General features: G+C 63.2%; 25 protein-coding genes. 1 reads left to right on the top strand and 24 read right to left on the bottom strand.

Annotated elements, in window-relative coordinates:
• Positions 1-25: 25 nt before the first annotated feature.
• The 19 genes from der to trmJ form a co-directional block, all read right to left on the bottom strand.
• A complete protein-coding gene (der, locus tag ACWKV7_RS11975) occupies positions 26-1,510 on the bottom strand; it encodes a ribosome biogenesis GTPase Der (RefSeq protein ID WP_483857896.1) in 1,485 nt (494 codons plus the stop codon).
• Positions 1,511-1,616: 106 nt separating this feature from the next.
• Positions 1,617-2,768 (bottom strand): outer membrane protein assembly factor BamB, encoded by a 1,152-nt coding sequence (gene bamB, locus ACWKV7_RS11970; protein ID WP_483857895.1) that lies wholly within the window; start codon positions 2,766-2,768, stop codon positions 1,617-1,619.
• Positions 2,761-3,405: a YfgM family protein gene (locus ACWKV7_RS11965; RefSeq protein WP_483857894.1), complete on the bottom strand. Its 645-nt coding sequence runs from the start codon at positions 3,403-3,405 to the stop codon at positions 2,761-2,763. The genes bamB and ACWKV7_RS11965 overlap by 8 nt, the downstream gene beginning before the upstream one ends.
• Before the next feature lie 25 nt (positions 3,406-3,430).
• Positions 3,431-4,717, bottom strand: coding sequence for a histidine--tRNA ligase (gene hisS, locus ACWKV7_RS11960; protein WP_483857893.1), 1,287 nt, complete (start codon positions 4,715-4,717; stop codon positions 3,431-3,433).
• Positions 4,718-4,738: 21 nt separating this feature from the next.
• On the bottom strand, positions 4,739-5,851 hold the full coding sequence (ispG, locus tag ACWKV7_RS11955) for a flavodoxin-dependent (E)-4-hydroxy-3-methylbut-2-enyl-diphosphate synthase (RefSeq protein ID WP_483857892.1): 1,113 nt from the start codon (positions 5,849-5,851) through the stop codon (positions 4,739-4,741).
• Positions 5,852-5,983: 132 nt separating this feature from the next.
• Positions 5,984-6,970 (bottom strand): RodZ domain-containing protein, encoded by a 987-nt coding sequence (locus ACWKV7_RS11950; protein WP_483857891.1) that lies wholly within the window; start codon positions 6,968-6,970, stop codon positions 5,984-5,986.
• Positions 6,967-7,728, bottom strand: coding sequence for a type IV pilus biogenesis/stability protein PilW (gene pilW, locus ACWKV7_RS11945; protein ID WP_483857890.1), 762 nt, complete (start codon positions 7,726-7,728; stop codon positions 6,967-6,969). The genes ACWKV7_RS11950 and pilW overlap by 4 nt, the downstream gene beginning before the upstream one ends.
• A 13-nt stretch (positions 7,729-7,741) precedes the next feature.
• Positions 7,742-8,890: a dual-specificity RNA methyltransferase RlmN gene (rlmN, locus tag ACWKV7_RS11940; RefSeq protein WP_483857889.1), complete on the bottom strand. Its 1,149-nt coding sequence runs from the start codon at positions 8,888-8,890 to the stop codon at positions 7,742-7,744.
• Between the two features lie 23 nt (positions 8,891-8,913).
• Positions 8,914-9,345: a nucleoside-diphosphate kinase gene (gene ndk / locus ACWKV7_RS11935; protein ID WP_483857888.1), complete on the bottom strand. Its 432-nt coding sequence runs from the start codon at positions 9,343-9,345 to the stop codon at positions 8,914-8,916.
• Positions 9,346-9,499: 154 nt separating this feature from the next.
• Positions 9,500-9,700 (bottom strand): Fe-S cluster assembly protein IscX, encoded by a 201-nt coding sequence (iscX, locus tag ACWKV7_RS11930; protein ID WP_483857887.1) that lies wholly within the window; start codon positions 9,698-9,700, stop codon positions 9,500-9,502.
• A gap of 10 nt (positions 9,701-9,710) precedes the next feature.
• Positions 9,711-10,049 carry an ISC system 2Fe-2S type ferredoxin gene (gene fdx, locus ACWKV7_RS11925; RefSeq protein ID WP_483857886.1) on the bottom strand — a complete coding sequence of 113 codons (339 nt, stop codon included), beginning with the start codon at positions 10,047-10,049 and terminating at the stop codon, positions 9,711-9,713.
• Positions 10,050-10,054: 5 nt separating this feature from the next.
• Positions 10,055-11,920, bottom strand: coding sequence for a Fe-S protein assembly chaperone HscA (gene hscA / locus ACWKV7_RS11920; RefSeq protein ID WP_483857885.1), 1,866 nt, complete (start codon positions 11,918-11,920; stop codon positions 10,055-10,057).
• A gap of 44 nt (positions 11,921-11,964) precedes the next feature.
• Positions 11,965-12,486 (bottom strand): co-chaperone HscB, encoded by a 522-nt coding sequence (hscB, locus tag ACWKV7_RS11915; protein WP_483857884.1) that lies wholly within the window; start codon positions 12,484-12,486, stop codon positions 11,965-11,967.
• A gap of 7 nt (positions 12,487-12,493) precedes the next feature.
• Entirely contained in the window at positions 12,494-12,817 is a 324-nt protein-coding gene (iscA, locus tag ACWKV7_RS11910) for an iron-sulfur cluster assembly protein IscA (protein WP_483857883.1), read from the bottom strand.
• Between the two features lie 17 nt (positions 12,818-12,834).
• The gene (gene iscU / locus ACWKV7_RS11905; RefSeq protein WP_483857882.1) at positions 12,835-13,221 is read right to left on the bottom strand and encodes a Fe-S cluster assembly scaffold IscU; all 387 of its coding nucleotides are present in this window, start codon (positions 13,219-13,221) and stop codon (positions 12,835-12,837) included.
• A 27-nt stretch (positions 13,222-13,248) separates the two neighbouring features.
• Positions 13,249-14,463 carry an IscS subfamily cysteine desulfurase gene (locus tag ACWKV7_RS11900; protein ID WP_483857881.1) on the bottom strand — a complete coding sequence of 405 codons (1,215 nt, stop codon included), beginning with the start codon at positions 14,461-14,463 and terminating at the stop codon, positions 13,249-13,251.
• A gap of 28 nt (positions 14,464-14,491) precedes the next feature.
• The gene (iscR, locus tag ACWKV7_RS11895; RefSeq protein WP_483857880.1) at positions 14,492-14,992 is read right to left on the bottom strand and encodes a Fe-S cluster assembly transcriptional regulator IscR; all 501 of its coding nucleotides are present in this window, start codon (positions 14,990-14,992) and stop codon (positions 14,492-14,494) included.
• A gap of 152 nt (positions 14,993-15,144) precedes the next feature.
• Positions 15,145-15,915 (bottom strand): serine O-acetyltransferase, encoded by a 771-nt coding sequence (cysE, locus tag ACWKV7_RS11890; protein ID WP_483857879.1) that lies wholly within the window; start codon positions 15,913-15,915, stop codon positions 15,145-15,147.
• Positions 15,915-16,688 carry a tRNA (cytosine(32)/uridine(32)-2'-O)-methyltransferase TrmJ gene (trmJ, locus tag ACWKV7_RS11885; protein ID WP_483857878.1) on the bottom strand — a complete coding sequence of 258 codons (774 nt, stop codon included), beginning with the start codon at positions 16,686-16,688 and terminating at the stop codon, positions 15,915-15,917. Before trmJ ends, cysE begins: the two co-directional genes overlap by 1 nt.
• Before the next feature lie 157 nt (positions 16,689-16,845).
• On the opposite strand from trmJ, the gene suhB reads away from it, so the two are divergent.
• On the top strand, positions 16,846-17,661 hold the full coding sequence (gene suhB, locus ACWKV7_RS11880) for a type III secretion system regulator SuhB (protein ID WP_483857877.1): 816 nt from the start codon (positions 16,846-16,848) through the stop codon (positions 17,659-17,661).
• A gap of 58 nt (positions 17,662-17,719) precedes the next feature.
• On the opposite strand, the gene ACWKV7_RS11875 is transcribed toward suhB, so the two are convergent.
• The 5 genes from ACWKV7_RS11875 to tgt all read right to left on the bottom strand — a co-directional run bounded on the left by ACWKV7_RS11875 (position 17,720) and on the right by tgt (position 22,726).
• Positions 17,720-18,253: a glycine zipper 2TM domain-containing protein gene (locus ACWKV7_RS11875; RefSeq protein WP_483857876.1), complete on the bottom strand. Its 534-nt coding sequence runs from the start codon at positions 18,251-18,253 to the stop codon at positions 17,720-17,722.
• Between the two features lie 119 nt (positions 18,254-18,372).
• Positions 18,373-19,284 carry a protein translocase subunit SecF gene (secF, locus tag ACWKV7_RS11870; RefSeq protein WP_483857875.1) on the bottom strand — a complete coding sequence of 304 codons (912 nt, stop codon included), beginning with the start codon at positions 19,282-19,284 and terminating at the stop codon, positions 18,373-18,375.
• Positions 19,285-19,296: 12 nt separating this feature from the next.
• Positions 19,297-21,162, bottom strand: coding sequence for a protein translocase subunit SecD (gene secD, locus ACWKV7_RS11865; protein WP_483857874.1), 1,866 nt, complete (start codon positions 21,160-21,162; stop codon positions 19,297-19,299).
• Between the two features lie 68 nt (positions 21,163-21,230).
• The gene (gene yajC, locus ACWKV7_RS11860) at positions 21,231-21,569 is read right to left on the bottom strand and encodes a preprotein translocase subunit YajC (protein WP_483857873.1); all 339 of its coding nucleotides are present in this window, start codon (positions 21,567-21,569) and stop codon (positions 21,231-21,233) included.
• A gap of 41 nt (positions 21,570-21,610) precedes the next feature.
• A complete protein-coding gene (tgt, locus tag ACWKV7_RS11855; protein WP_483857974.1) occupies positions 21,611-22,726 on the bottom strand; it encodes a tRNA guanosine(34) transglycosylase Tgt in 1,116 nt (371 codons plus the stop codon).
• Positions 22,727-22,732 lie beyond the last annotated feature (6 nt).

The following is a 22,732-nucleotide window of genomic DNA, read 5'->3' as shown; positions in this document are numbered from 1 at the left end:
GCGCTTCCGACCTCCGGATTGGCCACTACTTCTTCTTGTCCCTGCGCTTCTTCTCGGCCTTCTTGTGATGGCTCATCAAGCGGCGCTTCTTGTTCACCTGGCGATCGGTAAGGGTGTTCTTCTTGCCCTCGTAGGGGTTGTCACCCCCCTTGTACTCGATGCGGATCGGCGTGCCGACCAGCTTGAGCACGCGACGGTAGGTGTTTTCCAGATAGCGGCTGTAGGACTTGGGAACCGCCTCGACCTGGTTGCCGTGGATCACGATCAACGGCGGGTTGGCCCCGCCCAGGTGGGCGTAACGCAGCTTGATGCGGCGACCGTTCACCAGCGGCGGCTGGTGCTCCTGCACCGCGTCCTCGAGGATCTGCGTCAGGCGGCTGGTGGGCCAGCGGGTGATGGCCGACTTGAAGGAGGCCTGCACCGACTTGTACAGATGACCGACCCCGGTGCCGTGCTTGGCGGAAATGAAGTGGATATCGGCAAAGTCGACGAAGAACAGCCGACGCTCCAGTTCGGTCTTCACGTAGTCGCGCTCGCCGGGCTCCATGCCGTCCCACTTGTTCAGCGCGATCACCAACGCCCGCCCGGTTTCCAGCACGAAGCCGAGCAGGTTCAGGTCATGCTCGACCACGCCTTCGCGGGCATCCATGACGAAGATCACGACGTTGGCATCCTGGATGGCCTGCAGCGTCTTGACCACCGAGAACTTCTCGACCGCCTCGAAGATCTTGCCGCGGCGCCGCACGCCGGCGGTGTCGATAAGGGTGTATTTCTCGTCGTCGCGCTCGAAGGGAATGTAGATGCTGTCGCGCGTGGTGCCGGCCTGGTCGTAGACGATTACCCGCTCCTCGCCGAGCATGCGGTTGACCAGGGTCGACTTGCCTACGTTGGGCCGGCCGATGATGGCGATCTTGATGCCATCCTTTTCGCTCGGACCGGGAATACGCTTGGCCTCTTCGCCTTCGGCGACCTCGTCGGTCCCCTCCTCGCCTTCGCCCTCCGGCTCGCCGTCGTCATCCTTGGGGAACACGCCAAGCGCCGCCTCCAGCATCTGGGTGATGCCGCGGCCGTGGGCGGCAGCGATGGGGATCGCATCCCCCAGGGCCAGCGGGCTGAACTCGGCGCGCGCAAGATCCGGGTCGATGCTGTCGACCTTGTTGGCGATCAGAAAGGTGCGCTTGTTACGCTTGCGCAGATGCTCGGCAATCATCTGGTCGGCGGCGGTCATGCCGGCGCGCGAATCAACCAGGAACAGCACCGCATCGGCCTCTTCGATCGCCTGCAGCGACTGCTCGGCCATCTTCGCGTCGATGCCTTCCTCGTCGCCGGAGATGCCGCCGGTGTCGACCACGATATAGGTACGTCCCTGCCATTTCGCCTCGCCGTACTGGCGATCACGGGTCAGGCCGGCATATTCCGCGACGATGGCATCGCGAGTCTTGGTCAGTCGGTTGAATAGCGTCGACTTGCCCACATTGGGACGGCCCACCAGGGCGATTACCGGAACCATTGGCTCCTCCAGCAAGAAATCCAAAAATACAAAAAGCCGCTGCCGTAAACGGCAGCGGCCGAACTCATTCGTCCGCAGAGCGAAGGGGCCTCGCGGCCCTGTCGTTCTAGCGAATGGTCAGCGCAACCAGCTTGCCGCCGTTGCCATAGGCATACAGCCAGTCGCCGATCACCAGCGGGCGCGCCCGCAGGCCATCGCTGTCGATGCGGGTCCGCCCGACGAAGCGACCGTCGACCTGACTGAGCAGGTGCAGATAGCCTTCCAGGTCGCCAACCGCCACATAGCTGGAGTACACCTCCGGCGCGGACAATTGGCGACGGGCCAGCGCATCGTTGCTCCACAGCGCCGAAGCGGAACGCTCGTCGATGCCTTCGACGGTACCGTCGGCCTGGCTCACGTAGACACTGCCGAAGCCCTGGGCGACGCCCACGGAACTGGACGCCTGGCGCTGCCACAGCACACGCCCGCTCTCCAGGTCCAGACCGGCGACACGCCCCTGGTAGGTGGCGACATAGAGGGTACCGCCGGAGAGCAGCAGGCCTCCGTCGATATCCACCACCCGCTCCAGCTCCGAACGACCGGAGGGCACCGCGACGCGCTGCTCCCAAACCGGCAGGCCGCGCTGGGTATCGACCGCGATGACCTTGCCACTGGACAGGCCGGCGATCGCCAGGCGATTGGTGACCACCGGGCCACCGGTGCCACGCAGGGTCAGCACCGCCGGGGTATTTTCATAGATCCAGCGCTGGTTGCCGGTATCGGCGTCGAGGGCAATCAGCCGGTCGTCCTGGGTCTGTACCACCACCACGTCGCCATTGGTCGCCGGCGGCGCAAGGACCTCGCTGGTCACCCGGGCGCGCCATTTTTCCTCGCCGGTCGCGGTGTCCAGCGCGATCACTTCGCCCTTCAGGGTGCCAAGCAGGACCAGTCCGTAACCGGCACCCACTGCGCCGGATACCGGCAGCTCGAGGTCCTGCTTCCACTGCACCTTGCCGCTGAAGCGGTCCAGCGCCAGCACCAGGCCCTCGACGTCGGCGACGAAAATGGTATCGCCGTCGACGGCCGGGACCAGCATGTTGAAGGTTTCACCCTGACCGTCGCCGACGGAGCGGCTCCACTCGGTCTTCAGCTCCACTTCCTGGTCGAACTTGTTCAGCTCGGCAGGCGGCAATTCCTTGGTGCTATTGCTGCTGCAACCGACGACCAGAACGGCCAGGGCCAGCAGTGCGGCATTCTTCCAGCGCATCACGTCACGCATCCCCTTTCGCCAGGTCGTCGAGCTTCATTTGCAGACCGCCGATGGCTGCCTCTTCGGACAGCGCGGCCTTGGCCTTGGTGTAGGCCTCGTGCGCCTGCTCGTCACGACCGAGCTGGACCAGCAGGTCGCCCTTGAGCTCTTCGCGTGCCGCCTGGTAGGCCGGCATCGCTTCGCCGTCGAGCAGCGTGAGCCCTTCCTCCGCCTTGCCCTGGGCCGCCAGCACGCGGGCCAGGCGCTGGCGCGCCAACTCCTCGAGATTGACGTCCGCCGGCTTGTCCAGAACGGCCCGCAGCTCGGCAGCGGCATCGTCCAGCTGGCCGGCATCCACCGCCACCTTGGCGGCGAACAAGCGGCCGTACTGGGCGTAGTGAGTGCCGCTGTACTCGCGCTGGAGCTTGTCGGTCAGCTCCGCCACCTTCGCCACGTCCGGCTTGCCGTTCGGCACCAACGCCGTCTCCAGCAATTGCTGGTAGACCATCGATGCACCGTGGGACTGATTGGCCTGGTACTTCTGCCAAGCCTGCCAGCCGAACACGATCACCAGCGCCAATGCGCCACCAGTCAGCAAGGGCTTGCCGTTACGCTTCCACCAATCCTTGATCAGCGCCAGCTCTTCATCTTCAGTACGCGAAACCACCCCAATACTCCTTTACGCTGAATGCTCAAGCCTGAATGCAGGCCGCCAGGCGCTCTGCCAGAGCGTCCCAGGCAATGTTTTGTTGTTCGCCATCGTCGCGCAGCGGCTTGCAACCTACCACGCGACCAGCCAGTTCGTCCTCACCCAGGATGAGGGCGAAGCTGGCGCCGCTTTTGTCGGCCTTCTTGAATTGGCTCTTGAAACTGCCGCCTCCGGCATTGACCAGCAGGCGCAGGCCCGGCAACTCGTCGCGCAAGCGTTCCGCCAACGTCAGCGCCGCCAACTCGGCCGCCTCGCCGAAGGTGCAGATATAGGCATGCGGCGCTGGGTTCAACGCGGACGGCAGCAGCTGCAGGGTTTCCAGCAACAGCACCAGGCGCTCCACCCCCATGGCGAATCCGACACCGGGGGTGGGCTTGCCGCCGAACTGGCCGACCAGCCCGTCGTAACGCCCACCGGCGCAGACCGTGCCCTGGGAGCCGAGCTTGTCGGTGACCCATTCGAATACCGTGCGGCCGTAGTAATCCAGGCCACGCACCAGCTTCGGATTGATTTCGTAGCGAATGCCCACGGCATCCAGGCGCGCCTTGAGGCCCTCGAAGTGCATGCGCGACTCCTCGTCGAGGTAGTCGTGCAGGGTCGGCGCGTCGGCCAGCAGGGCCTGCGTCTGGGCGTTCTTGCTGTCGAGGATGCGCAGCGGGTTGGTGGTCAGGCGGCGCTGGCTGTCCTCGTCGAGCTGGTCGAAGCGCTCCTTGAGATAAGCCACCAGCGCGTCGCGATAGACCGCACGTGCTTCGCTGGAGCCCAGGCTGTTGAGCTGCAGGGTGACTGCATCGCCTAGGCCCAGACGTTTCCACAGGCGCCAGGTGAGCGCGATCAGCTCGGCGTCGACATCCGGCCCGGGCAGGTTGAAGACTTCCGCACCGATCTGGTGGAACTGGCGGTAGCGGCCCTTCTGCGGTTTTTCGTAGCGGAACATCGGCCCGGTGTACCAGAGCTTCTGCACCTGGCCGCCACCGGTCAGGCCGTGCTCCAGCACGGCACGCACGGTGCCGGCGGTGCCTTCGGGGCGCAGGGTCAGCGACTCCTGGTTACGATCGAGAAAGGTGTACATCTCCTTGTCGACCACATCGGTACCTTCACCGATACCCCGGGCGAACAGCTCGGTGAACTCGAGAATGGGCACGCGGATTTCTTTGTAGCCATAGCCGTCGACCAACTGGGCGAAGGTGGTCTCCAGATAGCGCCACGCCGGAGTCTGCTCCGGCAGGATGTCGTTCATGCCACGGATGGCTTGCAGGGACTTGCTCACGAATAGTCCTTAAAAACAGTGTCAGCCACGGGCGATCAACGCCGCATCGGCTTCGGCCTTTTCGGCTGCCTTGCGGCGAATGAGCTGTTCCAGCTCGTCCACCAGATTGTCGTTATTCAGTTTCTGCGCCGGCTTGCCGTCGATATAGATCAGGTTGCTCGGGGTACCGCCGGTCAGGCCGATATGGGCCTCCTTGGCTTCGCCGGGGCCATTGACCACGCAGCCGATCACGGCGACGTCGAGCGGCACCAGCAGGTCCTCGACCCGTTGCTCCAACTCGTTCATGGTCTTGACCACATCGAAGTTCTGCCGCGAGCAACTCGGGCAGGCGATGAAATTGATGCCCCGCGAACGCAGCCGCAGTGATTTGAGGATGTCGAAGCCGACCTTGATCTCCTCCACCGGATCGGCGGCCAGGGAGATGCGGATGGTGTCGCCGATACCCTCGGCGAGCAGCATGCCCAGCCCCACCGCGGACTTCACGGTACCCGAGCGCAAGCCCCCGGCCTCGGTGATGCCGAGGTGGAGTGGCTGCTCGATCTGCGTGGCCAGCAGGCGGTAGGCTTCCACGGCCATGAACACGTCGGACGCCTTGACGCTGACCTTGAAGTCCGGAAAGTTCAGCCGGTCGAGGTGCTCGACATGACGCATGGCCGATTCGACCAACGCTGCCGGCGTCGGCTCGCCATATTTCTTTTGCAGGTCCTTCTCCAGCGACCCGGCATTCACCCCGATGCGAATGGGTATGCCCTTGTCCCGCGCGGCATCGACCACCGCCCGGACCCGGTCCTCGCGACCGATGTTGCCGGGGTTGATGCGCAGGCAGTCGACACCCAGCTCCGCCACCCGCAGGGCGATCTTGTAGTCGAAGTGAATGTCTGCCACCAGCGGCACGCGAACCTGCTGCTTGATCTTGCCGAACGCCTCCGCGGCATCCATGTCCGGAACCGAGACCCGCACGATGTCGGCACCGGCATCTTCCAGCCGGCGAATCTGCGCCACGGTGGCGTCGACGTCGCAGGTATCGGTGTTGGTCATGCTCTGCACGGCAATCGGCGCATCGCCGCCCACCGGCACCGAGCCGACCCAGATCTTGCGCGATTGACGACGTTTAATAGGAGATTCGCAATGCATGGCTAGGCTCTGCTGAAATAGTTCGACGAAGCGCCCGTCGGACACTACCCAGGCTGCGAACGGAAGCCTGCTGGATGTCGGGTCGGACGAATCGCCGTGTGTTTGCCAAGATCAAGCCGCTCCTCGAAGCTGCTACTCGCCCAGTTTCAGGCGCGCGGTTTCGCCGCGAATGTAAGGCGCCACGTCCACCGCCTGGCCGTTGTAACTGACCTGTGCGCCACGCGCATACCCCAGGCGCAACTCCAGCGGCGCCTTGCCAGCCAGCTCGACGCTTTCGCCGGCACGCTTCAATCCGCTCAGCAGCACCTTGCCGTTCGCGTCGGTAATCTGGGTCCAGCAGTTCTCGCTGAACTGCAGATAGATCAGGCCCTCGCCGGGAGCCGCCACCAATGGTGCGGTCGGCGGCTCGGCCACCACCGGGGAGGCCGTGACGGGTTCCTGTTCGGGCGTGGCGGTAGCGGGCATGTCGACAGCGGCCGGTGCTTCGGCGCTGGCGGGCTCGCCCTCGCCGATATCCGCCAGCACGCCGGCGCCCGTGACAGCTTCCTCCGCCTCCGGCGCCACCAGCGGCAACGCCTCATCGACGCGGCTTTCGACGACGGCCTGATCCTCGGGCTCGTCCAGCGGGTGGATCTGGGTGGTGCCATTGGCACTCTGCACTTCCACGTGTTCCATGCCGAGGCTGGCGGTATCGCCGGCACGGCCGGGGGCCTGCTCCTGCCACCAGAGGAAACCCACCGCGCCCAAGGTCACCAGCAGGGCGAAACTGACGAAACGCAGCAGGCCATGGGACAGGCGGGCTGGCTCTTCGATACGGCCCAGGCTGTGCACGCTGCTGCCGCTGGCGTCGGTACCGGTGTACTGGTCGAACTCCATCACCAGGCGATTCTGGTCCATGCCCAGCAACTTGGCGTAGGCGCGGATGTAGCCGCGGGCGAAGGTGTGCCCCGGCAGCCGCTCGAAGGCACCGGCCTCGAGCTGGGTCAGCGCCGTGGTGGTCAGGTTCAGTTGACCGGCCACATCGGCCAGCGACCAGCCGTTGAGCTCGCGGCCCTTGCGCAGCGTCTCGCCGGGATTGGTGCGGCTGGCAGTGACCTCTTCGGGATGCGACGCTTTCATCGTTGCTCCGAAACGTATTGCCGATATTCAGGGGTTCCCGGGTACAGGCGCTTGAGCTGCAGGCCCAGGCTGGCGGCGGTGTCACGGTCTTCGAAGATGGTGGCCAGGCGAGCACCCAGCAACAGGCTGCGGGCAGTCTGGTCGGACAGCTGGCTGAAACTGGCGTAGTAGCCACGGGCAGCCACGTAGTCCTGGCTATCGAAGGCCAGTTGGGCCATCTCCAGCAACGCGCGGGGCTGCCGGCTATTCAGCCGCAGGGAACGGGTGAAATGTTTCTTCGCCAGATCGGGCTTCTTGAGCTGCAGGGCGGCCATGCCCATGTTCTCGAAGACCCGCGAGCGCTCCGGATAGAGATTGTCCTTCGAGGCCTGCTCGTAGCGATCGTAGGCGTCCTGGTAGCGCCCCAGTTCGAAGAGGAAGCTGCCGTAATTGTTCAACAGGCGGGCATCGCCGCTGCGCTGGGCAAGCGCCTGGCGATAGTGCTGGTCCGCCAGTTCGTTTTCCATTTCCATCTGGAACACGTAGGCCAGCGCCGCATGGGCGTCGGCGCTCGACGGGTCGAGCTCCAGGGCCTTTTTCAGCGGGACCTTGGCCCGCTCGGTCTCGCCCTGCTGGACATAACCGATCCCCAACTGCACATAGGCATCGCGGGCTTCGTCACGCCCCTTGCTGGTCTTCATCGGGTCGACATTGCCGGATGAAGCACAAGCGGCCAGCAAGCCGGTGAAAAACATAAGCAGCGCAGCGCGCAGAATCATGGACATCCTCTCTTCAGGTTCTGGGAGCAGCGGTTTGCGGCACATCGGCGTCGCCATTCAGTTGGCGCACGGCGATATAGCGTTCGCTCCGGCGGGTTCGATCCATCACTTGGCCCACCAGTTGCCCACACGCGGCATCGATATCATCGCCCCGCGTGGTGCGCACGGTGACATTGTGGCCGGCCTGATGCAGCAAGTCCTGGAAACGGCGAATGGCGTTGTTGCTCGGCCGTTCGTAACCGGAGAAGGGAAAAGGATTAAACGGAATCAGATTGATCTTGCAAGGTACGTTCTTGAGCAATGCGATCATTTGCGCCGCATGCTCGGGCTGATCGTTGACGTCCTTCAGCAGCGTGTACTCGATGGTCAGCACGCGCTTCTCTCCCAAGCGCGAGATATAGCGCTTGCAAGCATCCAGCACGACCGCCAACGGATACTTCTTGTTGATCGGCACCAGCTGGTTGCGCAGCTCGTCGTTGGGCGCGTGTAACGACAGCGCCAACGATACGTCGATCTGCTCGCCCAGCTTGTCGATCATCGGCGCGACACCGGAAGTCGACAGCGTCACCTTGCGCTTGGAAATGCCGTAGCCGAGGTCGTCCATCATGATGTTCATGGCGGAAACCACGTTATCGAAATTGAGCAATGGCTCGCCCATGCCCATCATCACCACGTTTGTAATCGCGCGATCGATCTTCGCCGGTACGGTGCCGAACGATTTGTTGGCGATCCAGACCTGGCCGATGACTTCGGCGGCGGTCAGATCGCTATTGAAACCTTGCTTGCCGGTGGAGCAGAAGCTGCAGTCCAGCGCACAGCCCGCCTGGGACGAGACACAGAGCGTGCCGCGATTGCCCTGCGGGATATAGACGGTCTCGACACAACTGCCGGACGCCACGCGCACGACCCACTTGCGGGTACCGTCGCTGGAAATGTCCTGGCTGACGACTTCGGGACCGCGAATCTCGGCGCAGCTCTTGAGCTTTTCGCGCAGGGCCTTGCCGAGATTGCTCATGTCGTCGAAGTCCTCGACGCCAAAGTGGTGGATCCACTTCATTACCTGACCGGCACGGAAGCGCTTCTCTCCGATGGACTCGAAGAAGCTTTCCAATTGCGGCTGGGTCAAACCCAGCAGGTTGGTCTTGCCGGTCGATGCAGTCATGGCTTCACCTTCGCACGCTTCGCTCAGCGAATGCGGGCGCAAACCTCGGTAGCCGAGAAGAAGTAGGCGATCTCGCGAGCGGCGGAAGCCTCGGAGTCGGAACCGTGAACGGCGTTTTCATCGATGGAAACGGCGAAATCGGCACGAATGGTGCCCGGAGCCGCTTCCTTCGGGTTGGTGGCGCCCATCAGCTCGCGGTTCTTCAGGACGGCGTCTTCGCCTTCCAGAACCTGAACGATGACCGGGCCGGAGGTCATGAAGGAAACCAGATCCTTGAAGAAGCCACGCTCGCTGTGCTCGGCGTAGAAGCCTGCGGCTTCGCGCTCCGACAGCTGGACCATCTTGGAGGCCACGACACGCAGACCGGCTTTTTCGAAACGCGTGGTGATTTCGCCGATGACGTTCTTGGCGACGGCATCCGGCTTGATGATGGAGAAGGTACGTTGAACAGCCATGGAAAAACTCCAGAAATCGAGGGATTAAAGCGAAAAATTAAACCCGCGAATTATACGCGGGTTCAAGTCAAATGCGTAGGGCGCCATCCACTGCGCCAGTGTGCGGCACTCTACGCCTGGCGCAAGCGCCGCGCGCCACGTGGCGAGCAGACCACTACTCGGCTTCTTCGATCCACGCCGCCTGAATGGCTTCGAGAACCTTTTCGCCGCCACGCTGCGGATCGTCCTGGAAGTCCGGCAGCGCCAGCACCCAGCGATGCAGATCGACGAAGTTGATGTAGCGCGGATCGACATCCGGCTTGCTTTCCACAAGCTCGATGGCGATATCCAGTACATCCGTCCATTTCAGGCTCATGTTCGTTACCTCAGTGTCCTTCGGAAACCTGGTTGATGGTGTACTTGGGTATTTCCACCACCAGATCCTCGTTCGCCACCGCCGCCTGGCAGGACAACCGCGAGGTAGGCTCCAGACCCCAGGCCTTGTCGAGCATGTCGTCTTCCAGCTCGTCGGAAGGCTCCAGCGAGGCGAAGCCCTCGCGAATCACCACGTGGCACGTGGTGCAGGCGCAGGACTTCTCGCAGGCATGCTCGATGTCGATGCCATTGCGCAAGGCGGCATCCAGCACGGTCTCACCCGGCTGCGCTTCTACAACAGCCCCTTCGGGACAATGCTCGGCATGGGGCAGAAAAACGATCTGCGGCATCAGGGTCATTCCTCGATTTCATTCAGGCGACGCCCGGACAGCGCGGCCTTGACGGTGGCGTCCAGGCGGCGTGCGGCAAAGGCGTCGGTAATTTGGCTGAGGCGCTTGGTCTGCTGTTCGATGGCCGAGCCATCGTTACCGCCCATCAGCTCGCGCAACTGGTGCATCTGCGCCTCGATGGCCAGCCGCTCGTCGGCTTCGAGCAAACGCTCGCCATCGACATCCAGCGCCGCCTGCACCGCCTCCAAGAGTCGCTGCGCCTCGACCTGGTGCTCGCGCAGTGCGCGTGCAGCCTTGTCTTCCCCGGCATGCTGGAAGGAGTCGCGCAGCATGCCGGCGATCTCGCCATCGGTCAGCCCATAGGAAGGCTTGACCTGGATGCTCGCCTCGACCCCCGAACCCAGCTCACGGGCGGCGACGCTGAGCAGGCCATCGGCGTCCACTTGGAAGGTCACGCGGATTTTTGCCGCGCCGGCCACCATCGGCGGGATGCCGCGCAGTTCGAAACGCGCCAGCGAGCGGCAGTCACTGATGAGCTCTCGCTCACCCTGCAGCACGTGGATGGCCATGGCTGTCTGCCCATCTTTGTAGGTGGTGAAGTCCTGCGCCCGCGCGACCGGGATGGTGGTATTGCGCGGAATAACCTTTTCCATCAGCCCGCCCATGGTCTCCAACCCCAGGGACAAGGGGATCACGTCGAGCAGCAGCAATTCCTCGCCTTCGCCACGCCGATTGCCGGCCAGGGTATCGGCCTGGATCGCGGCGCCGATGGCGACCACCTGGTCCGGATCGATATCGGTCAGCGGCTCGCGCCCGAACAGCCCGGCCACCGCCTGGCGCACGCGCGGCACCCGGGTCGATCCACCGACCATCACCACGGCTTCCACGTCCGCGATCTCGATGTCGGCATCGCGCAGCGCGCGCCGGCAGGCCTTGAGGCTGCGGGCAATCATCGGCTCGATCAGCGCATCGAACTGCTCGCGACTCAGCGAGCCCTGCCAAGAGCCGTAGTTCAGGGTCACGGAGGACTGCCGGCTGAGCGCTTCCTTGGCCGCACAGGCAGTCTGGAGCAAGCTGCGCTGGGCACCGGGATCGAGGTCCGCGGACAAGCCGGCCTGCTCGATCATCCAACCAGCAATGGCGTGGTCGAAATCATCTCCACCCAGCGCACTGTCACCACCGGTGGCCAGCACCTCGAAGACACCCTTGGTCAGGCGCAGGATGGAAATATCGAAGGTGCCGCCGCCCAGGTCATAGATGGCCACGACGCCCTCAGCCTGCTTGTCCAGCCCATAGGCGACGGCGGCGGCGGTAGGTTCGTTGAGCAGGCGCAGCACGCTCAGGCCGGCCAGCCGCGCTGCATCCTTCGTGGCTTGGCGCTGGGCTTCGTCGAAGTAGGCCGGCACGGTGATCACCGCCCCCACCAGCTCGCCGCCGAGTACCTGTTCGGCGCGCTGGCGCAGGGATTTAAGAATCTCGGCGGAAACCTCCACCGGGCTCTTCGGCCCCTGCACCGTCTCGATGAAAGGCATGTGCGACTCGCCCTCGACGAAGCGGTAGGGAAGCTGCTCGCCCAACTGTTTGACGTCCGCCAGGCCACGCCCCATCAGGCGCTTGACCGACAACACGCTGTTCAGCGGATCGCCCGCCGCGGCAGCCTTGGCGGACTCGCCGATCTCGACACCCTCGGGCAGGTAGCGCACTGCGGACGGCAGGATGACCTGCCCCTGGGCATCGGCCAGCGGCTCGGCCAGGCCGCTACGCAATGCAGCGACCAGCGAATTGGTGGTACCCAGATCGATTCCCACCGCCAGGCGGCGCTGATGGGGCTGAGGGCTCTGTCCGGGCTCGGCAATCTGCAATAAGGCCATGCTGTTCAGGAAATTCTCTGGCGCGCCGTCGGGCCGGCGCGCGGTTAATCGTCGAGGCGCTCTTCCAGCTGGCGCACTTCATGGGAAAGCTTGTCGAGGAACTGCATGCGCCGCACCAGGCGCTCGGCCTCATCTCGACGCGCGGCATCGTCCCAGCAAACCGCGAAGGACTCGTTCAACGCGTCCTGGGCAGCCTTGAGCCGTCGTTTGAAGACCGCCACCCCCTCCAGATCGGCGCTCTCCTGCAACTCCTCCAGCTCTTCGCGCCAGTGCATTTGCTGCATGAGGAATTCAGGGTCCTGCACCGTCGCTTCCAAGGGCAGCTCATGCCCCCCCAGGGAAAGCAGGTAGCGCGCACGCTGCGAAGCATGCCTCAGTGTCTGGTAGGCCTCATTGAGCCCGGCGGCACGCTCCAGTGCCAGCCGCTGCTCGCGCTCGGGCGCATCGGCAAACCGGTCGGGGTGAACGCCTCGGGCAAGTTCTCGATAGCGCTCGGCCAACCGATCGAGATCCAGGCGAAAGCCCGGCTGGAGGTCGAACAGGGCGAAATGGCAAGGCTTACCCACGAGACCCTCAGACGTTGAAGCTTTCGCCGCAACCGCACTCGCCGCGAACGTTCGGATTGTTGAACTTGAAGCCCTCGTTCAGGCCTTCGCGGGTGAAGTCGAGCTCGGTGCCATCCAGATAGGCGAGGCTTTTCGGGTCGATGATCACCTTGACGCCATGGCTTTCGAAAACCTGATCTTCCGCTGCAAGCTCGTCGACGAACTCCAGCACATACGCCAGCCCGGAACAACCGGTCGTGCGCACGCCCAGTCGAATGCCCTCGCCCTTGCCGCGCCCTTCCAGGGAGCGCCGGACATGGCTGGCGGCAGCTTCGGTCATGGTAATGGCCATGGCACCTCCTCGGGATATCAGAGCAAGCCTTTCTTCTGCTTGTAGTCGCGCACGGCCGCCTTGATGGCGTCCTCGGCGAGCACCGAGCAGTGGATCTTCACCGGCGGCAACGCCAACTCTTCGGCGATGGTGGTGTTCTTGATCAACTCGGCCTCGTCCAGCGTGCGCCCCTTCATCCACTCGGTGGCCAGGGAGCTGGAAGCGATCGCCGAACCGCAGCCATAGGTCTTGAACTTGGCGTCTTCAATCACGCCCTGCTCGTTGACCTTGATCTGCAAGCGCATCACGTCGCCACAGGCCGGCGCGCCGACCATGCCAGTACCGACATCGGGGTCCTGGGCGTCGAGCTTGCCGACGTTGCGCGGATTTTCGTAGTGGTCGATGACCTTGTCACTGTATGCCATGGTGCGTTTCCTCTTGACTTCGGAGCGTCAGTGCGCCTGCCACTCGACCTTGGACAGGTCGACGCCCTCTTTGAACATATCCCACAGCGGCGAGAGCTCGCGCAGCTTGGAAACCGCCTCGCGGATCTTCTGTGCGGCGTAGTCGACTTCTTCCTCGGTGGTAAAGCGGCCGAAGGTAAAGCGGATGGAGCTGTGAGCCAGCTCGTCGTTGCGCCCCAGGGCGCGCAGCACGTAGGAAGGCTCCAGGGAGGCCGACGTACAGGCGGAGCCGGACGAAACCGCCAGGTCTTTGAGCGCCATGATCAGCGACTCGCCTTCGACGTAGTTGAAACTCAGGTTGAGGTTGTGCGGCACGCGGGCCGTCAGACTGCCATTGACGTACAGCTCCTCCATATCCTCGACCTGCTTGAAGAAACGCTCGGAAAGCGCACGGATACGCTCGTTCTCCTGGGCCATTTCCTCCTTGGCGATGCGGAAGGCTTCGCCCATGCCGACGATCTGGTGGGTCGCCAGCGTGCCGGAACGCATGCCGCGCTCGTGGCCGCCACCATGGATCATGGCCTCCAGGCGTACCCGTGGCTTGCGCCGCACGAAGAGCGCGCCGATGCCCTTGGGACCGTAGGTCTTGTGGGCGGAGAATGACATCAGGTCGACCTTCATGCGCTCCAGGTCGATTTCCACCTTGCCGGTGGATTGTGCCGCATCGACATGGAACAGGATGCCGCGGGAGCGGGTCAGCTCGCCGATGGCGGCGATGTCGTTGACCGTGCCGATCTCGTTGTTGACGTGCATGATCGACACCAGCACGGTGTCCTCGCGCAGGGCCGCCTCGACCATCGCCGGCGTAATCAGGCCATCTTCGCCCGGCTCGATATAAGTGACTTCGAAACCTTCGCGCTCCAGCTGGCGCGTGGTGTCCAGGACCGCCTTGTGTTCGATCTTGGAGGTAACGATGTGCTTGCCCTTGGAGGCATAGAAGTGCGCCACTCCCTTGATCGCCAAGTTGTCTGACTCGGTCGCACCGGATGTCCAGACGATTTCGCGCGGATCGGCATTGACCAGCTCGGCAACCTGGCGACGGGCATTCTCCACCGCTTCCTCGGCCTTCCAGCCAAACACGTGGGAACGCGAGGCGGGGTTGCCGAAGTTGCCATCCACCAGCAAGCAGTCGCTCATTTTCTGCGCAACACGCGGATCGACCGGCGTGGTAGCTGAATAGTCCAGGTAAATCGGCAATTTCATCGGGCTCTCCTATCGGGCGGGCGCCTGCTCAATCGATGGCGGACGCTTCAATCTTATCCAGCTTGTCCAGATGCGGCGCTCGGCCATTGCAATGGCGCTGGTCCTGGCGCAGCGCAACTTCCTGCACCTCGCGACGGGTAACCAGGTCGGCAAGGCTGATACCGCTGAGGAATTCGTGGATCTGCTGACTCAGGTCGCACCAGAGGTGGTGGGTCAGGCAGGTATCGCCGGAGTGGCAATCGCCCAACCCCTGGCAGCGCGTGGCATCCACCGATTCGTTGACCGCGTCGATCACCTGCGCCACCTGAATCCCCTGCATGTCGCGGGACAACTGATAGCCGCCACCCGGACCACGCACACTGGAAACGAGATTGCTGCGTCGCAACTTGGCGAACAGCTGCTCCAGATAAGACAGGGAAATACCCTGGCGCTCGGAAATATCGGCCAGCGAGACCGGCCCTTGCTGCGCATGCAGCGCCAGATCGAGCATGGCAGTGACGGCGTAACGGCCTTTAGTGGTGAGTCGCATGGCAAATACCGCGGGATCACTGGTTTGGCGCGAGTATGCTATTCCCGAGTATTTAAGTCAACTAAAAGACCTATTGATTTACTCAGGTATAGCCGCGAGGAGGGATGCCCATCATAGCAAAACGCTAGCGGCTGCGCACCCGGCCGCGCGACTCAGGCGGCGCCATCCTCCTCCTTGACGCCGGCAAAATCCTCCTCACGCAGGGCCGGCAAGTCCTTGGCGCAATAGTCGCTGCCGAGAGCCTTGAGCGCAGCGCACATTCCTTCCAACCGATCATCGACCGCCTGCAGGTGGTCGAGCAACTGGCCGATAGCACGAGCCACCGGATCGGGCATGTCCTGCCCGACGCCATAAGCATCGAAGCCGTACTTTTCGGCTATCGCCTGACGCTTGGCCTCTTGCTCGTCGTCCGTCTTGACGATGATCCGCCCCGGAATGCCGACAGCCGTCGCACCAGCCGGCACGGCCTTGGTCACCACCGCATTGGAACCAATCTTGGCACCGGCACCCACGGTAAAGGGACCAAGCACCTTGGCCCCCGCCCCCACCACCACGCCATCTTCCAACGTCGGATGGCGCTTGCCCTTATTCCAGCTGGTGCCACCGAGCGTCACACCTTGATAGAGGGTGACATCCTCGCCGATCTCGGCGGTTTCGCCGATAACGATACCCATACCATGATCAATGAAAAAGCGACGACCGATCTTGGCACCCGGATGAATCTCGATACCGGTGAGCCAGCGACCGAAATTGGAAACGACCCGCGCCAGCCACTTCCAGCCGGCCAACCACAGGGAGTGAGCCAGACGATGCAGCCAGATGGCATGCAGGCCCGGATAGCAGGTGAGGACCTCGAATGCATTGCGAGCCGCCGGATCGCGATGGAATACGCTCTGAATATCTTCTTTGATGCGCTCGAACATCAGTGCTCTCTCCGCTTGTGGGGCTCACCCCTGGCCGCCTTCTGGGTTTCCGTCAGAATGCCGCGCAGTATGTTCATTTCCAACTTGCTGATGCCGGCCCGGCCGTACAGGCGCCGCAGGCGAGCCATCAGGTGACGCGGCTTGGCCGGGTCGAGGAAACCGATATCCACCAGCGTGTTCTGCAAGTGCCCGTAAAAGGACTCCAGGTCGTCGGCGGTCACCGGCTCGGCGTTGAGCATTGCCGTGGTTTCCAGCTTCTCCATCTTGGTCGGCCGCCCCTGGGCCGCCAACCAGGCCATGCGCACCTCGTAGGTCAGCACCTGCACCGCAGTAGCCAGATTCAGCGAGCTGAACTCCGGGTCCGACGGAATGTGCACGTGGTACTGGCAGCGCTGCAACTCCTCATTGGTCAGGCCTGCGTACTCCCGGCCGAACACCAGCGCCACCTCGTACCCCTGCCCCGCCTGCTCGATGGAGGTCGACGCACACTCGCGCGGATCCAGCAGCGGCCAGGGTATGCGACGGTCGCGCGCACTGGTGCCGAGCACCAGACTGCAGCCGGCCACCGCCTCTTCCAGGCTCGCAACCACCCGCGCGGCATCCAGGATATCGCTGGCCCCGGAGGCGCGGGCAACCGCCTCGGAACTGGGGAAATCCTCGGGATCGACCAGTACCAGCTGCGACAATCCCATGTTCTTCATGGCGCGCGCCGCCCCACCGATGTTGCCGGGATGGCTGGTGTTGACCAACACCACGCGAATGTTCTCTAGCAAGGCAAGGCTCCCGATGGACGGCAAGGGCAGCAAATCTTACAGAACCGCTCTAGTGAACGCCACGCGACGCGGGATACGGCGTTGATCACCGAAGCACCGCTTTTCGGCTTTTCTGCTAGAATGGCCGGCTTTCTTTAACGACCCAGGTGAATCCTCCATGCAGCCCATGCTGAATATCGCGCTGCGCGCAGCCCGCAGCGCCGGTGAACTGATCTTCCGCTCCACCGAGCGCCTGGACGTCATCTCGGTCAACGAGAAAGATGCCAAGGACTATGTCAGCGAAGTCGACCGCGCCGCCGAGCAGAGCATTATTACGGCGCTGCGCAAGGCCTACCCGACCCACAGCTTTCTCGGCGAAGAAGGCGGCCTGATTGAGGGCAGCGGCGAAGGCGCCGACTACCAGTGGATCATCGACCCGCTGGACGGCACCACCAACTTCCTGCGCGGCGTGCCGCATTTCGCCGTCAGCATCGCCTGCAAATACCGCGGCCGCCTCGAGCATGCAGTCGTGCTGGACCCGGTGCGCCAGGAAGAATTCACCGCCAGCCGCGGCCGCGGCGCCGCACTGAATGGCCGCCGCCTGCGCGTCAGCCCACGCAAGAGCCTGGAAGGCGCGCTGCTCGGCACAGGGTTTCCGTTTCGCGACAGCCAGCTCGACAACCTGGACAACTACCTGGGCATGTTCCGCAGCCTGGTTGGCCAGACCGCCGGCATCCGCCGCGCCGGCGCCGCCAGCCTGGATCTGGCCTACGTGGCTGCCGGCCGCTACGACGCGTTCTGGGAGTTCGGCCTGTCCGAATGGGACATGGCGGCCGGCGCACTGTTGATCCAGGAAGCCGGCGGACTGGTGAGCGACTTCAGCGGCGGCCATGAATTTCTCGAAAAAGGTCATATCGTGGCAGGCAACACCAAGTGCTTCAAAGCAGTACTGACGGCCATCCAGCCGCACCTTTCGCCATCGCTCAAGCGCTAAGCCTGCCAATACGAAAAAAGCGCCCAAGGGCGCTTTTTTTATTGCTCAGAACCAGAACTTACTGGGCGGCCAGAACCAACCTGCCCTGCTTATCGACCGGGATCTGGCTACCTGGATCGCGATCCATGCGCACCTGCCCCACTTCTCCGTCCAACCGATACTTGACGTCGTAGCCGACCAGCTTCTCGCTGGTATCGGTCACTGTGCTGCAGCGAGTTTCAGTGGTGGTGTAGGTACTGTTGGCCTGCATGTTTTCCTGCACCTTGTTGCCGGCGTAGCCACCGGCCGCAGCCCCGGCCACGGTGGCGATCTTCTTGCCGTTGCCGCCACCAACCTGGTTGCCCAGCACACCACCGGCAACCGCACCGATCAGCGTGCCGGCGATACGGTGCTCATCCTTGACCGGCCGCTGCCGCGTCACGGTCACATCCTTGCACACCTCGCGCGGAGTTCTGATGGTTTCCTTGACCGGCTGCACGGCGATCACTTCGGCGTAATCCGGCCCGCCAACCAGGCTGTAGGTCGCCACCGCACCACCGGCCGTAACGCCTACCGCACCCAATACCGCACCCACCAGCAATGACTTGTTCATACGCACCTCCGACTTCACAGCAGCGGGCGCAACGCCCCTTACCTAGCCTTGGATTCCGCGTCTGGCTTGTGGTTCAGCCAGATGCGGCAAACAGGCGAAAAACGGGATGCCGCTCACACTCATGGACGGTCGTCGACCTGCTCCTCCACTACCGGAGGAATCAGATCGTCTCGGGTCAGCTTGAACCAGATCAGCAGGATGCTGGCGATGTACACCGAGGAATAGGTACCAGCCGATACGCCGATGAACAAAGCAAGGGAGAAGCCCCAGAGGTTTTCCCCGCCGAATACCATCAACGCCAGAATCGCCAACAGGGTGGAGATTGAGGTCGCCATGGTGCGCAGTAGCGTCTGGGTGGTGGAGATGTTGATGTTCTCCACCAGGTCGGCCTTGCGCAGCACTCGGAAGTTTTCCCGGATGCGGTCGAACACTACGATGGTGTCGTTCAACGAATAACCGATGATCGCCAGAACGGCCGCCAGCACCGTGAGATCGAAGGGGATCTGGAAGAAACTGAACACGCCGAGGGTCAGGATCACGTCATGGATCAGCGAAAGAATGGCGCCGAGACTGAACTTCCACTGGAAGCGGAAGGCCACGTACAGCAGGATGCCGCCGAGCGCCAACAGCAGGCCCAGGCCGCCCTGGTCGCGCAGCTCCTCACCCACCGCCGGCCCCACGTACTCGACCCGCTTGACGGTAACCGGATTGCTCTGGTCGACATTCTCCAGCGCCGCCGCCACCTGGCCGCCCAGTTGCGGGTCGTCGCTCTGGATACGCACCAGCACATCGGTAGTGGCACCGAAGCTCTGGACCACCGCATTGGGGTAGCCGCCGGTGCGCAATTGCTCGCGCACCTGGTCCAGCTGGGCAGGCTGCTCATAGCCCAGCTCGATCAGCGTACCGCCGGTGAAATCGAGACCGAAGTTCAGCCCCTTGATCGCCAGGCTGCCGAGGGAAATCAGGGTCAGCACCACGGTCGCAGCGAACGCCAGGTGGCGAACGCCCATGAAGTTGATTACGCGTTTCATCGTGCTAGCCCCTTAAATCCACAGCTTCTTGAGTTCGCGGCCACCGAAGATCAGGTTGACCATGCCGCGGGTGACGATGATGGCGGTGAACATCGAGGTGACGATGCCGAGCGACAGGGTGACCGCAAAGCCTTTCACCGGCCCGGTACCCATGGCGAACAGGATCAAACCGACCAGCAACGTGGTCAGGTTTCCGTCGAGAATCGCCGAGAACGCGCGATCGAAGCCTTCGTGAATGGCACGCTGTATCGACAGGCCATTGTCGATCTCCTCTCGGATACGCGAGAAGATCAACACGTTGGCGTCCACCGCCATGCCCATGGTCAGGACGATACCCGCAATACCTGGCAACGTGAGCGTGGCGCCGAACAGCGACATTGCCGCTACCAGAACCACCATGTTGAACGACAGTGCCACGGTGGCCAGCAGACCGAAGAACTTGTAGATGAGAACGATGAACAGCGCGACGAAGAGGAAGCCCCAGAGCGCGGCCTGAGCGCCAAGCTTGATGTTCTCGGCACCAAGGCTCGGGCCGACGGTGCGCTCCTCGACGAAGTACATCGGCGCCGCCAGGCCACCGGCACGCAACAACAGAGCCAGCTCGGACGCCTCGCCCGGGCCGTCAAGCCCGGTGATGCGGAAGCTGTTGCCCAGCGGCGACTGGATGGTCGCCAGGCTGATGATTTTCTTCTCTTCCTTGAAGCCCTGCACCGGCACCAGCTTCTCGACGCCGTCGACCACTTCCTTGACCTCGCGGGTCACCGGCTTCTGCTCGATGAAGACCACCGCCATGCTGCGGCCGACATTATTACGGGTGGCACGGTTCATCAGCTCGCCGCCGTGGCCGTCGAGCCGAATGTTTACCTGCGGCCGCCCATTCTCGTCGAAGTTGGACTGGGCATCGGTCACCTGGTCGCCGGTAACGATCAGGGTGCGCTCGAGCAGCACGGGCGGCCGGCGCTCTTCGCGAAACTCGAAGCTCTCGGTGGTAGCACGCGTCGCATCCGGTTCGGCCTGCAGGCGGAACTCAAGGTTGGCGGTCTTGCCGAGAATGCTCTTCGCCGTGGCGGTATCCTGCACGCCGGGCAACTCGACGACGATGCGATTGGCGCCCTGGCGCTGCACCAGCGGCTCGGACACACCCAGTTCGTTGACTCGGTTACGCACGGTGGTGAGGTTCTGCTTCAGCGAGTACTCGCGGATCTCGGTGCGCTTGGCCTGACTCAACGCCAAGCGCAAAACGTGCAGGTCGTTGCGCTGCTCGACGCTGACGTCGAAATCGCGGAACTCCTTGCGCACCAGATCGCGAGCCTCTTCCGCGAGCGCCGCATCGGCGAAGCCCAGCTGGATCGCAGCGCCCTGCATCGGCAGGCTGCGATAGCGCACGCGCTCCTTGCGCAGCAGGGTCTTGACCTCGCCCTCGTAGACCTTCAGGCGCGCATCGAGCGCTTTGTCCATGTCCACTTCCATAAGGAAGTGCACACCACCGGAGAGGTCGAGGCCGAGCTTCATCGGTCCGGCACCCAGGTTACGCAGCCATTGAGGCGTGGTCGGCGCCAGGTTGAGTGCCACCACGTAGTCATCGCCCAGGGCGCGACGAACCACGTCCTTGCCTGGCAACTGGTCTTCCATATTGGTCAGCCGCAGCAGGCCGCCGCCTTGCTCGCCGAGGCTGCTGCCCTTGACCTCGATGCCCGCCGCCTCGAGGGCGCGTTCGGCACGCTGGAGATCGGCCTCGGTAATCTGGGTGGCGACGCTCTGGCCGCGAACCTGGATCGCCGGATCGTCCGGGTAGAGATTGGGTGCGGAATAGATAACGCCGATCGTCAGGACCATGATGATCAGCAGGTACTTCCACAGAGGATATTTGTTCAGCATGACGCCGCCCGTTTATGACGCGGGGCGCCTTGCGCGCCCCGTCGAATGTTGTGAACTGTGTCTTGGTGTCAGATGGCTTTCAGCGTGCCCTTGGGCAGCGTGGCGGCAATCGCCACCTTCTGAATCTTCAGCTCGACGGTGTTGGACACCTCGATCACCACGAAGTCGTCGGTCACCTTGGTGACCTTGCCGGCGATGCCGCCGGTGGTTACTACTTCGTCACCCTTTTGCAGACCGCCGATGAGGTTCTTGTGCTCCTTGGCGCGCTTGGCCTGCGGGCGCCAGATCATCAGGTAGAAGATGACCACGAAACCGGCAAGCAAGAAGAACTGCATGTATTCGCCACCCGGAGCGGCTGCGGCCGGAGCGGCGGCATCGGCATAGGCGGCGGGGATCAAAAAGCTCATGTAACACTCCTGTGAGAAAGCAAGAAAGGTTTCGCTCGGATTCAGCCCAGAGGCGGCGTGGGCAGGCCGCGCTTGGCATAGAAGGCATCGACAAAGGCGGCCAATGTACCCTGTTGAATAGCCTCGCGCAAACCAGCCATCAGGCGCTGGTAATGGCGCAAGTTATGGATGGTATTCAGCATGCTGCCGAGCATTTCGCCGCATTTATCCAGATGATGCAGGTAGGCGCGCGAGAAGTGCCGACAGGTGTAGCAATCGCAGCTCGCATCCAGCGGCGAGTCGTCGTGCTTGTGCGCAGAATTGCGGATCTTCAGCACGCCGGTCTCGACGAACAGATGACCGTTGCGCGCATTGCGCGTGGGCATCACGCAGTCGAACATGTCCACGCCGCGACGCACCCCTTCGACCAAGTCTTCCGGCTTGCCCACGCCCATCAGGTAGCGCGGCTTGTCGGCCGGCATCTGCGCAGGTAGGAAATCGAGGACCCGGATCATCTCCTCCTTCGGCTCGCCTACCGACAATCCACCAATGGCCAGGCCATCGAAGCCGATTTCGTCGAGCCCCTCCAGGGAGCGCATGCGCAACTCTTCGTGCATGCCGCCCTGCACGATGCCGAACAATGCCGAGGGATTGTCGCCGTGGGCGAGCTTCGAGCGCTTGGCCCAGCGCAGCGACAACTCCATGGAGCGCTTGGCAACGTCAAAATCCGCCGGATAGGGCGTGCATTCGTCGAAGATCATCACGATGTCCGAGCCCAGCGCACGCTGCACTGCCATGGACTCTTCCGGCCCCATGAAGACCTTGGCGCCATCCACCGGCGAGGCGAAGGTCACGCCCTCCTCCTTGATCTTGCGCAAAGCACCCAGGCTGAACACTTGGAAACCGCCTGAATCGGTGAGGATAGGCCCCTGCCACTGCATGAAATCGTGCAGGTCGCCATGCTTGCGGATCACCTCGGTGCCAGGTCGAAGCCACAGGTGAAAGGTATTGCCGAGAATGATCTGCGCACCGATCGCCTCGATGTCGCGCGGCAGCATGCCCTTGACCGTGCCATAGGTGCCCACCGGCATGAAGGCCGGCGTTTCGACGACTCCGCGGGGAAAGGTAAGGCGCCCACGGCGCGCGCGCCCGTCGGTAGCCAGCAACTGAAAATTCATGAACGA

Source organism: Zestomonas ipomoeae, from assembly GCF_057128665.1.
Note: the sequence above shows the minus strand (reverse complement) of the source record. Positions and strands in the feature narration are given on the sequence as shown.